The organism is Mesorhizobium sp. M2C.T.Ca.TU.002.02.1.1 (genome assembly GCF_003997225.1).
On sequence record NZ_RZTO01000163.1, the window covers coordinates 1 to 9,525 of the forward strand.

Consider the following 9,525-nt stretch of genomic DNA (forward strand, 5'->3'; position numbering starts at 1 on the left):
GGCTGAGGCCGAGACCCGAGCCCGGCTGCGAGCGGCTCTTTTCCAGGCGCACGAAACGCTCTGTGGCGCGGGCGCGATCGGCATCGTCGGGAATGCCGTGGCCATTGTCGGTGACGGTGAGCTTGATTTCGTTGCCGAGGCGCTCCAACGCCACACGCACTTTCGGCGCCTCGGCGGCGTCCGTCGAATATTTGATGGCGTTGTCGACGATGTTGGAAAGCGCCTGGCCGATCAGCTCGCGGTTGCCGTTGATCGTGAAGGCCTCGGCCACGGTCGTTTCCAGCGCGACGCCGGCTTCCTCCGCCACCGGCTCGTAGAGCTCGACGACATCGCTGACCGTGGCCGCGAGATCGACGGGGCCGGTCTGTTCCGAGGAATAGCCGGCCTCCAGGCGCGAGATCATCAGGATGGCGTTGAACGTCTTGATGAGCTGGTCGGATTCCGCGATCGTGCCTTCCAGCGCCTGGCGGTAATCCTGCGTCTTGTGCCTGCCGGCGAGCGTCGCCTCGGCGCGGTTGCGAAGCCTGGTCAGCGGCGTCTTGAGATCATGGGCGATGTTGTCGGAGACCTGCTTCAACCCCTCGTTCAGCATGGCGATCCTGGCCAGCATCGCATTGAGGTTTTCCGACAGGCGGTCGAATTCGTCGCCGGCGCCGGTGACCGGCAGACGTCCGCTGAGATCGCCGCCCATGATGCGGCGGCTGGCGTCCGAGACGCTGTCGATGCGCTTCAGCGCGGCGCGCCCGACAAAGAACCAGATCAGGATACCGCCAAGCCCCATCATGCCCAGCGCCAGGGTCAACGCGCGGCTGATGACGGCGCGGAAGCGTTCCGGCTCGCCGAGGTCGCGGCCGACCAGCATGATCATCTGGTTAGGCAACCTCAGCACCAGCGCGATGGCGTTATGGCCCTTCGCGCCTTCCGACTGCGGATTGCTTTCGCCGGCCTGAGGACCGGGCTGATCCGTATTGCCGCTGCGCAGCCGGTCGAGCTCACCCTCGCCGAAGCGCTGGTAGGAGAAGGGCTGCGTGGTCCAGCCCTCGGTCTCTATCACCCCCGGCTCCAGGCTCTGCACATTGCCGGTCAGGATCTGGCCGTTGGCGTCGGCGATCAGATAAAGATTGGCGCCGGGCTGGCGCGAACGGGCCTCGACGACGCGCACCAGCACCGGCAGGCCGCCGCGCTGATAGGCGCGGGCCAGCCCCAACACCTCGTCGTTGATGGTCTCCTGCGTCTGCGCGGTCAGCATGCGTGCCGACAGCGACGTCATGTAGAGAACGAGCAGCACCGCGCAGAGCGCGAAAAGCAGAAGATAGAGCGCCGAGAGCCGGGCCGCCGTCGTCTTCATGATGGCCGGCAGGGATAACGCCATAGTGGGCTCTTAGACCAGGACGACGATTTTCCGAATCGTCATCCTGATCTAACCCCTTGTTGCAGCATGATCTGTTCCGAAAACCGGTTCCCACTTTTCGGGATCATGCTTATCCGCCTTTCAGCATGTAGCCGGCGCCGCGGATCGTGTGCAGTATCGGCTTGTCGAAGCCCTTTTCGATCTTGCCGCGCAGGCGCGAGACATGGACGTCGATGACGTTGGTCTGCGGATCGAAATGATAGTCCCAGACATTTTCCAGAAGCATGGTGCGCGTCACCACCTGGCCGGCATGGCGCATCAGATATTCGAGCAGGCGGAACTCGCGCGGCTGCAGCGTGATCTCGCGGCCTGCGCGCTTGACCGAATGCGACAGCCGGTCCAGCTCGAGATCGCCGACGCGGTAGACGGTCTCGGATTCGCGCGCGCTGGCGCGGCGGTTCAGCACCTCGACACGGGCGAGCAATTCGGAAAAGGCGTAGGGCTTGGTGAGATAATCGTCGCCGCCGGCGCGCAAGCCGGTGACGCGGTCGTCGACCTCGCCCAGCGCGGACAGGATCAGCACCGGCGTGGTGTTGCCGCGCGAGCGAAGTGCGGCGATCACCGACAGGCCGTCGCGGCGCGGCATAAGGCGGTCGACCACCATCACGTCATAGTCGCCGGCATCGGCGAGCGCGAAGCCGGTCTCGCCGTCGCCGGCGACATGGGCGGTGTGGCCCGCTTCGGCAAAGGCTTTCTGCAAGTAATCCGCCGCCTCGCGATCGTCTTCCATGACGAGAATCTTCATGGGACCGTTATACGCGATTTCACTGGAAGGTTGAGGGGCAGCCATTCTTCATGCCTTCAAGTTAAAGCGGCAGCGGGTGATGGGAAACCCGCTGCCGCCAGGAGCGAAACACGGTGACTGACTTACGTGCTCGGCCCCATGTTTTCCCGGCGGCGGCTCGGGGGTGTTGATACCGCCGCAGGGAAAAGTCGAGATCCTAAAGATCAGCCTTTGCCGACCGGCAGCGCCACGAAGCGGTTCGAGTCGTCGCGGGTGATCTGCATCAGCACGGCCTTGCGGCCGGCCTTGGCGGCATCGGTCATCGCCTTGGAGACGTCGTCGGTCGTGTTCACCTCGTTCGAGTTGATCGAGGTGATGACGTCGCCGGGCTGGATGCCGCGATCGGCCGCGTCGCTGTCGGGATCGACGTCGGTGACCACGAGGCCCTTGCCGTTTTCGGCCTTGGTGACGGTCAGGCCGAGATCGGCGAGCGTATCGGGCTTGGCGGCGGGCGCCGACTGCTTGTTGTTGTCGCCGTTCGAGGCCTGCTTGTCGCTCGCGGGCAGCGTGCCGAGATCGACCTTGACGGTCTCGTCCTTGCCGCCGCGCCAGACGGTGACGTCGACCGATTTGCCCGGCGCGAGCGCGCCGATCATGCGAGCGAGTTCCTTCGGCGAGGCGACATCCTTGCCGTCGACCTGGGTGATGACGTCGCCGGCGACGATGCCCGCCTTCTTGCCCGGCCCGCCATCCTGGGCGCTCGACACCAGCGCGCCCTTGTCCGACTTCAGGCCGAGCGACTCGGCGATGTCGGAGGTGACCGGCTGGATCTCGACGCCGAGCCAGCCGCGCTGGACCGAGCCGCTCTTCATCAGATCCTGGACGACCTGCTTGGCGGTCGAGGCCGGGATGTCGAAGGCGATGCCGACGCTGCCGCCCGAGGGCGAGAAGATGGCGGTGTTGATGCCGATCACCTGGCCGTTGAGGTTGAAGGTCGGGCCGCCCGAATTGCCGCGGTTGACCGAAGCGTCGATCTGGATGAAGTCGTCATAGGGGCCGGCGCCGATGTCACGGCCGCGGGCCGAGACGATGCCGGCGGTGACGGTGCCGCCAAGGCCGAACGGATTGCCGACGGCAACCACCCAGTCACCGATGCGGACTTTGGAATCGTCGGCGAAGTCGACATAGGTGAACTTGTTGCCGCCGCCATCGACCTTGAGCACGGCAAGATCGGTACGCGGATCGGTGCCGATCAGCTTGGCGTCGAGCTCCTTGCCGTCATTGGTAACGACACTGAAATCGGAGCCTTCCGACACGACATGGTTGTTGGTGACGAGATAGCCGTCCTCGGAGATGAAGAAGCCCGACCCTTGAGCGATCGGACGCGGCTGGCCATTGCCGTGGTCGCGGTGATTGAAGCGACGCATGCCGAACTGGCCCCCCTGGTCGCCGAAACCGCGGAATTCCTTGAAGAAGCGGCGCAGCTGCGGATTGTCGGGCAGGTTGTCGAAGCCGTCCTGATCGTCGGAGCCGTCATCGGCGGTCGGCTGGATCTTGGCCTTGACCTTGACGCTGACAACCGCCGGAGAGACGTGCTCGACGACATCGGCGAAACTCGGCATCTGCGGAGCTTCGACGCGCACGGCATCGGCCAGCACGGGGGCGGTGCCGGTTGCGAGCATGCCCGCGCCAACCGTGCCGACAACGGCCAGGGAAGCGACGGCGGCCATCAGGCGCTTTCGGGTGCGAGAATATGAATTGGGGGCAATATTCATGGGGTTTCGTTTCCTCTTTCGAAGGGATGCGCTCAGGCGAAGCATCCTCGGGCAAGAGGATTAGAGAGCCGCACATTACGGCGCCATTTCCGGTACATGAAAGTTTTGTAATGTTGGCTGACCGCAGAAGCGGTTGCACTCAATCACCAGGCTCGGTGATGGCGTTAATCGCTGAGCATCTTATCGAGCGCCGCCTGCTCCTCGGCCGAAAGCGCCGACGATGCCGGGCGGCGCGAGCGGCTGCTCAGCACAATGAACAGGCCGCCGGCCAGAAGCAGAAGCACCGGCGTGCCCCACAGAAGCGCGTTGCGCAGGCTGAAGCGCGGCTTGAGCAGGACGAATTCGCCATAGCGCGAGACGATATAGTCCATTACCTGCTGGTCGGTGTCGCCGGCCACCAGCCGCTGGCGCACGAGGACGCGCAGGTCGCGAGCAAGATCGGCGTCGGATTCGTCGATCGACTGGTTCTGGCAGACCATGCAGCGCAGGCCTTCCGACAGCGCACGCGCCCTCGCCTCCAGCGCCGGGTCCTGCAACACTTCATCGGGTTTCACCGCCTGCGCCGCGCCGGCAAAGGCCAGCGCCAGCAGCAGGACCAGCGAGGCGAGCGAGAATCTCAACCTCATGTCGGGGTCGCCAAGGCGGCGGCCGGCTTGCGCCGCCTCGCCGGCGCGCCGACACGCAGGCGGCGGTCGAGCAGCGACATGGCGGCGCCCGCCATCATCACCAGCCCGCCACCCCAGATCAGCGTCACCAGCGGCTTCCACCAGAGGCGCACGACGACGGAGCCGTCATTGTTCTCGTCGCCGAGCGACAGATAGAGCTGGCTCAGGCCCAGCGTCCTGATGCCGGACTCGGTCGTCACCATCTGGCGCGCCGGGTAGAAACGTTTGGCCGATGTGATCGCGCCATCGGCGTTGCCGTCGGAGTTCATAAGAAGGAAGCGGCCGCGATCCTCGGTGAAGTTCGGACCCTTCTGTGGGACGAGCCCCTCGAAGCGCAACGTGTGGCCGGAGAGCTCCACCGTTTCGCCGGCACGCATGGTGAGGATCTTCTCCGTGCCGAAGCAGAGTGTGCCGACGATGCCGAGCAAGGTCAGCCCAAGGCCGAGATGGGCAAGCGCCGTGCCGAAGACCGAGCGCGGCAGGCCGGCGAAGCGGCGAAGCACGGCGGCCGGCGCCACGGATCCGAAACCGGATTTGACGGCAAGGTCGGTCAGCGCGCCGGCGACCAGCCAGACGGCGAGGCCGACGCCGAGGGCGGCAAAGACCGAGGCGCCGTCGATGAACAGGCCGGTGACCAGCATCGCGGCGATCGCCAGGGCGAAAGCAGCCATCAGCCGCTGCGAAGCGGCAATGACGTCGCCGCGCTTCCAGGCGAGCAGCGGGCCGAACGGCACGATCGCAAGCAGCGGCAGCATCAGCGGGCCGAAGGTCAGGTCGAAGAAGGGGGCGCCGACCGAGATCTTGCCGCCGGTCAACGCCTCAAGCGCCAGCGGGTAGAGCGTGCCGACCAGCACCGTTGCCGTGGCGGTGGTGAGGAACAGGTTGTTCAGCACCAGCGCGCCCTCGCGCGAGATCGGATGGAACAGGCCGCCGGCCGTCAGTTGCGAAGCGCGCAGCGCAAACAGCGTCAGCGAGCCGCCGATGAACAAAGTCAGGATGCACAGGATGAAGACGCCGCGCGCCGGATCGGTGGCGAAGGCGTGCACCGAGGTAAGCACGCCGGAACGCACCAGGAAGGTGCCGAGCAGCGACAGCGAGAAGGTGAGGATGGCCAAGAGCAGCGTCCAGATCTTCAGCGCCGAGCGCTTCTCCATGACGATGGCCGAATGAAGCAGCGCGGTGCCCGCGAGCCAGGGCATGAAGGAGGCGTTCTCGACCGGATCCCAGAACCAGAAGCCGCCCCAGCCGAGCTCGTAATAGGCCCAGTAGGAACCCATCGCGATTCCACCGGTCAAAAACATCCACGCGACAAGCGTCCAGGGCCGCACCCAGCGCGCCCAGGAGGCGTCGATGCGGCCTTCGATCAGCGCCGCGACCGAGAAGGAGAAGCAGATCGAGAAGCCGACATAGCCGAGGTAGAGGAGCGGCGGATGGATGGCAAGGCCGAGGTCCTGCAGGACCGGGTTGAGGTCGCGCCCCTCGACCGGCGCCGGGCTGAGGCGCATGAACGGATTGGACGTCGTCAGGATGAACAGGAAGAAGGCGGCGCCGATCATGCCCTGCACAGCCAGTACATTGGCCTTGAGCGTTGCTGGCAAATTGTTGCCGAAGACGGCGACAAGCGTGCCGAAGAAGGTCAGGATCAGCACCCACAGCAGCATCGAGCCTTCGTGGTTTCCCCAGGTGCCGGTGATCTTGTAGATCATCGGCTGCAGCGAATGGGAATTCTCCCACACGTTCGCCACCGAGAAGTCCGAACCGGCATAGGCGCCCGCAAGGGCCGCGAAGGACAGAGCGGTGAGCGCGAAGCCGGTGACGGTCACTGGACCGCCGACCGCCATCAGCCGCTGGTTGCCGGTGCGGGCGCCGACCAGCGGCACCAGCATCTGCACCAGCGACAGCGCAAAGGCGAGCACGAGGGCGAAATGTCCGGTCTCAACCATTATTGGCTCTTGCCTTCCACCCAGACGCCCTTGGCCTTGAGCCCGTCGGCGACTTCCTTCGGCATATAGCGCTCGTCATGCTTGGCCAGAACGCTGTCGGCGACGAAAACGCCATCCGGGCCGAAAGCGCCCTCGGTGATGACCCCCTGCCCCTCGCGGAAGAGATCGGGCAGGATACCTGTGTAGGTCACCTTGACCGACTTCTGCGTGTCGGTAACCGAGAAAGCGACGGTTGCGCCGTTGCCGCGCATCACGGTGCCGCTCTCGACGAGGCCGCCAAGACGGATGCGCTGCCCAGGCTGGAGGCTTGCCGTGGCCAGTTCGGCCGGCATGTAGAAATAGGACGCCTTCTGGCCGAGCGCGTAGAAGGTGAGTCCCGCGGCGGCCCCGAGGAAAGCCAGGCCCGCCACGATCACCGACAACCGCTTCTGCTTGCGCGTCATTGCCTTACTCCGTCGCCGTCACGCCGAGCGAGGCGGCGAAGGCGGTGAATTTCTTGGCCTGTTCGCTGTCCGCGCCAAAGGCGGCGACAGCGCGGCCGAGCGCGCCCCGCGCCTGGTCGGCCTTGCCAAGCACGACATAGGAACGGATGAGCCGCATCCATCCTTCCTCGTCGCGGGGATTCTGCTTCAATTTGTCGTCCAACCCCGCGACCATGGTCTCGATCATCGCCTGCCGGTCCTGCGGCGACATCTGCTGCGCGGCTTCCATCTGCTGCGCGTCGGGGCCGTTGGCCGGCGTGGCGTCGGCGACAGCAGGCCCGCCGGCCTCGTCAAGCGCCTGCTGGACGGCGCTGCGCCAAGGCGAATCCGGCGCGAGCTGGGCGAGCATCTTTTGCCAGGCGGCGACGGCTTCGGCCTTCTTGCCTTCCTGAGCGAGGCCGACGCCCAAGTAGAAATTGGCCTTGGCGTTGGCCGGATCGAGCTTCAGGGCCGCCTCGAAGGCTTTTTGGGCGTCCGCCGAAACGATGCCGCCGGCGGCGCTGGCGATCGCCTCGCCGAGGCCAGACTGGCGCACGGCGCTGTCGCCGTCGAGGCGGATGGCGTTGCGGTAGGCGGTCACGGCGTCAGGAAAGCGCTGCAGCCTAAGATAGATCGGCGCCAGCACGTCCCAGCCCTTGCCGTCCGACGGATTGGCGGCGAGATGGGCCTCGGCGCGGGCGACCAGTTCGTCGACCGAGGAATCGGCCGGGTTCTTGGCCAGACGCTCGGCCAGCGGCTGCGACGGCAGATCGGGAGAGCCGAGCATGCCGTAGAGCCCCCAGCTCAGCAGGGGAACCACAAGCACGGCCACGCTGGCGACCCATCTGGCGCCGTGCGATGGCTTGAGCGCGGGGGAGCCCGGCTGCGCAGCCGCGCCCAGACGCAGGATGCGCCGGCCGATCTCGGCACGCGCCTCCTCGGCCTCTCCGGGCTGGATCAGGCCGCGCGCCATGTCGCGGTCGAGCTCGGAAAGCTGGTCGCGATAGACTTCGAGATCGTGATCGCCGGCCGGCGACGCGCCCTTCATACCGCCGGTGAGCGGCAACAGCACCGCCAGGCTGGCGCCCAGCGTGAGGATTGCGGCTATGACCCAGAACAGCATGCCTATTCCAATAACGGCAGAGTCCTGCCCTGCCAACACGACCATCGTGCGACGCTTTGACGGCAGAGGCGCCGCACAGCCTTGATCGATATCAAAAATCGCGCCGGCTGTTGCCCCTACCTTAGGTCAGCGGCGTCCAGCTGCCGTCGGCATTGCGGCACGCGGTGCCGCGCGCGGTGACGCCCGCGCCGCTGGTGTAGACGGTGTGGGTGTACTGGCGGCAATCCTGCGAGCCGACCCGGTAAGGCTGGGCGGCGACGACCTCGCCGTAATGCGCGGCGTTGTCGCTCTTCCACGTCACTTTCTGGCCGCTGGCGTTGTATTCCAGCGCCTTGTACTCCGCCTCCAGCCCCTTGCGCTTTTCGGCATCGCTGAGGCCCGAGCCGATCGACCCGCCGATAAGCCCGCCATTCATGGCCGAGACGATGCTGGTCGAGACCTTGCCGCCGGTCGGCGGCGTGGAAACAGGCGTGACAGGAGAGGTCGGCCCTCCCCTGCCCAACGTCGTGCAGCCGGAAACGGCGAGCAGGGCGGAAACGAGCGCGACGCGAATCTTCATGCCGACAACCGGTTCTCTTCAGCGGGATGGAACTGGATAGACTGGGGGCGCGCCATCAGGAGGTTGTCATCGCCATAGTGTTGATATTTGTCGGAAATTTGGCCGTCGGCAGCCGCACGCAAATCGATAAGAAACATCACTGAAGGCTCCGCAATCTCACCACCACCCTCAAGCCCCCCATGCCGGACCGTTCCAGCGCCAGCGAGCCTCCATACTCGTTGACGAGGTCGGCGACAATGGCAAGGCCAAGCCCTGTTCCCGGCTTCGTCTCGTCCAGTCTCTTGCCACGCTTCAACACCTCTCGCGCGCTGTCCTCGGGAATGCCCGGACCGTCATCCTCTATAACGATTTCAAACAGGTTGCCGCTTCCCGAAATAGTGGCGATCGTCACGGCAACCGCGCTTTTTGCCCATTTCATCGCATTGTCGAGCAGATTGCCGAGCAGTTCCTCGAGATCCTCGCGCTCGCCGGCAAAGACGATCTCGGCCGGCGGCAGGGACAGCGTCAGCCGCGTTTGCGGGTTGAGCTTGCGCAGCACGCGCACCATGCGTTCGACCAGCGGCGAAACCGGCGTGCGGAAGACAACGCTGTCGCGCTGCGCGGCGACACGCGCGCGCTGCAGATAATGGTCGACCTGTTTCTGCATGGAGGCCGCCTGATCGGCGATCAGCTGGCCCTTGGCACCGCCGAGCGCGCGGCCCTCATTGATCAGAACGGCCAAAGGCGTCTTCAGCGAATGGGCAAGGTTGCCGACCTGGGTGCGCGAGCGCTCGACGATGCGCCGATTGTTCTCGATCAGCGCATTGGTCTCGTTGGCCAGCGGCGCGATCTCGGCCGGGAAGCTGCCGTCGAGCCGCTGCGCGG

General features: G+C 65.6%; 10 protein-coding genes. All 10 read right to left on the bottom strand.

The window, feature by feature from the left end; all coding sequences use genetic code 11:
• Positions 1-1,372: HAMP domain-containing sensor histidine kinase (locus EOD07_RS11535; protein WP_164772181.1), on the bottom strand; the 1,372-nt coding region annotated here is incomplete at its 3' end.
• A 109-nt stretch (positions 1,373-1,481) separates the two neighbouring features.
• Positions 1,482-2,156, bottom strand: a complete 675-nt coding sequence (locus EOD07_RS11540) for a response regulator transcription factor (RefSeq protein WP_040991372.1) — start codon at positions 2,154-2,156, stop codon at positions 1,482-1,484.
• Positions 2,157-2,359: 203 nt separating this feature from the next.
• Positions 2,360-3,910 carry a Do family serine endopeptidase gene (locus EOD07_RS11545; RefSeq protein WP_127235539.1) on the bottom strand — a complete coding sequence of 517 codons (1,551 nt, stop codon included), beginning with the start codon at positions 3,908-3,910 and terminating at the stop codon, positions 2,360-2,362.
• Between the two features lie 164 nt (positions 3,911-4,074).
• Positions 4,075-4,536 carry a cytochrome c-type biogenesis protein gene (locus EOD07_RS11550; protein ID WP_127235540.1) on the bottom strand — a complete coding sequence of 154 codons (462 nt, stop codon included), beginning with the start codon at positions 4,534-4,536 and terminating at the stop codon, positions 4,075-4,077.
• Positions 4,533-6,518: a heme lyase CcmF/NrfE family subunit gene (locus EOD07_RS11555; RefSeq protein ID WP_127235541.1), complete on the bottom strand. Its 1,986-nt coding sequence runs from the start codon at positions 6,516-6,518 to the stop codon at positions 4,533-4,535. Before EOD07_RS11555 ends, EOD07_RS11550 begins: the two co-directional genes overlap by 4 nt.
• A complete protein-coding gene (gene ccmE, locus EOD07_RS11560) occupies positions 6,518-6,961 on the bottom strand; it encodes a cytochrome c maturation protein CcmE (RefSeq protein WP_127235542.1) in 444 nt (147 codons plus the stop codon). The genes EOD07_RS11555 and ccmE overlap by 1 nt, the downstream gene beginning before the upstream one ends.
• A 4-nt stretch (positions 6,962-6,965) precedes the next feature.
• Positions 6,966-8,102, bottom strand: coding sequence for a c-type cytochrome biogenesis protein CcmI (gene ccmI / locus EOD07_RS11565; protein WP_127235543.1), 1,137 nt, complete (start codon positions 8,100-8,102; stop codon positions 6,966-6,968).
• A gap of 121 nt (positions 8,103-8,223) precedes the next feature.
• Positions 8,224-8,661 (bottom strand): hypothetical protein, encoded by a 438-nt coding sequence (locus EOD07_RS11570; RefSeq protein ID WP_041005389.1) that lies wholly within the window; start codon positions 8,659-8,661, stop codon positions 8,224-8,226.
• The gene (locus EOD07_RS37600) at positions 8,658-8,801 is read right to left on the bottom strand and encodes a hypothetical protein (protein WP_164772182.1); all 144 of its coding nucleotides are present in this window, start codon (positions 8,799-8,801) and stop codon (positions 8,658-8,660) included. The genes EOD07_RS11570 and EOD07_RS37600 overlap by 4 nt, the downstream gene beginning before the upstream one ends.
• A partial coding sequence (locus EOD07_RS11575) for an ATP-binding protein (protein WP_127235544.1) occupies positions 8,798-9,525 on the bottom strand: 728 nt, incomplete at its 5' end. The genes EOD07_RS37600 and EOD07_RS11575, both read right to left, overlap by 4 nt.

Excerpts from the sequence above, each read along its gene's own strand:
- EOD07_RS11540 (WP_040991372.1), bottom strand. The coding sequence starts at position 2,156 with ATGAAGATTCTCGTCATGGAAGACGATCGCGAGGCGGCGGATTACTTG.
- EOD07_RS11545 (WP_127235539.1), bottom strand. The coding sequence starts at position 3,910 with ATGAATATTGCCCCCAATTCATATTCTCGCACCCGAAAGCGCCTGATG.
- EOD07_RS11550 (WP_127235540.1), bottom strand. The coding sequence starts at position 4,536 with ATGAGGTTGAGATTCTCGCTCGCCTCGCTGGTCCTGCTGCTGGCGCTG.
- EOD07_RS11555 (WP_127235541.1), bottom strand. The coding sequence starts at position 6,518 with ATGGTTGAGACCGGACATTTCGCCCTCGTGCTCGCCTTTGCGCTGTCG.
- ccmE (WP_127235542.1), bottom strand. The coding sequence starts at position 6,961 with ATGACGCGCAAGCAGAAGCGGTTGTCGGTGATCGTGGCGGGCCTGGCT.
- ccmI (WP_127235543.1), bottom strand. The coding sequence starts at position 8,102 with ATGCTGTTCTGGGTCATAGCCGCAATCCTCACGCTGGGCGCCAGCCTG.
- EOD07_RS11570 (WP_041005389.1), bottom strand. The coding sequence starts at position 8,661 with ATGAAGATTCGCGTCGCGCTCGTTTCCGCCCTGCTCGCCGTTTCCGGC.